Source organism: Paenibacillus darwinianus, assembly GCF_000598065.1.
GTDB lineage: Bacteria > Bacillota > Bacilli > Paenibacillales > Paenibacillaceae > Paenibacillus_I > Paenibacillus_I darwinianus.
On record NZ_KK082130.1, the window covers coordinates 25,277 to 26,243 of the forward strand.

2 pseudogenes are annotated in these 967 nt (G+C 57.8%); both read right to left on the reverse strand.

Annotated features, from left to right (window positions below):
• Nucleotides 1-436: pseudogene (locus tag BG52_RS16320) on the reverse strand (glucose-6-phosphate isomerase); the annotation flags it as partial.
• 1 nt (nt 437) lies between these two features.
• Nucleotides 438-967 (reverse strand): annotated as a pseudogene (locus BG52_RS01820) (glucose-6-phosphate isomerase); the annotation flags it as partial.

A 967-nucleotide genomic window follows, 5' to 3' on the forward strand; every position in this document is an offset into this window, starting at 1 on the left:
CGTCGTCGGGAATGATGAACGACTCGTAGCCTTCCTCCGTCGCAAGCTTCTTCAGCGCGCCCTTCTCGCGGTCGGTCGTCGCGTAAATCCGTTTGCGGGCCTCTTCCTTGCCGTATTGCTGCTCAAGCTTCTCGCGGAAAATGCGAAAGGCGATTGCCGGCTCCGTCGTCGTTCCGGATTTGGAGATGACGTTAATGGACCAGTTGCGGCCTTCCACCAGCTGAAGCAGATGCGTTACGTATGTAGAACTGATGTTGTTGCCGGCGAAAAAAATCTGCGGCGTCTTACGCTTGCCGTCCGGCAGCATATTGTAGAAGGAGTGCGACAGCATCTCGATCGCCGCGCGGGCGCCGAGATAGGAGCCGCCGATGCCGATCACGATCAGCACGTCCGAGTCGGATTGAATTTTGGCCGCCGCCTGCTTAATCCGGGCAAATTATCGGCAGCAGGCCTACCGCCGTCAGCACGGAATAACGGCCGCCTACGTCGTCGGGAATGATGAACGACTCGTAGCCTTCCTCCGTCGCAAGCTTCTTCAGCGCGCCCTTCTCGCGGTCGGTCGTCGCGTAAATCCGTTTGCGGGCCTCTTCCTTGCCGTATTGCTGCTCAAGCTTCTCGCGGAAAATGCGAAAGGCGATTGCCGGCTCCGTCGTCGTTCCGGATTTGGAGATGACGTTAATGGACCAGTTGCGGCCTTCCACCAGCTGAAGCAGATGCGTTACGTATGTAGAACTGATGTTGTTGCCGGCGAAAAAAATCTGCGGCGTCTTACGCTTGCCGTCCGGCAGCATATTGTAGAAGGAGTGCGACAGCATCTCGATCGCCGCGCGGGCGCCGAGATAGGAGCCGCCGATGCCGATCACGATCAGCACGTCCGAGTCGGATTGAATTTTGGCCGCCGCCTGCTTAATCCGGGCAAATTCCTGTTTATCGTAATGGACCGGCAGGTCGATCCAGCCGAGGTAGT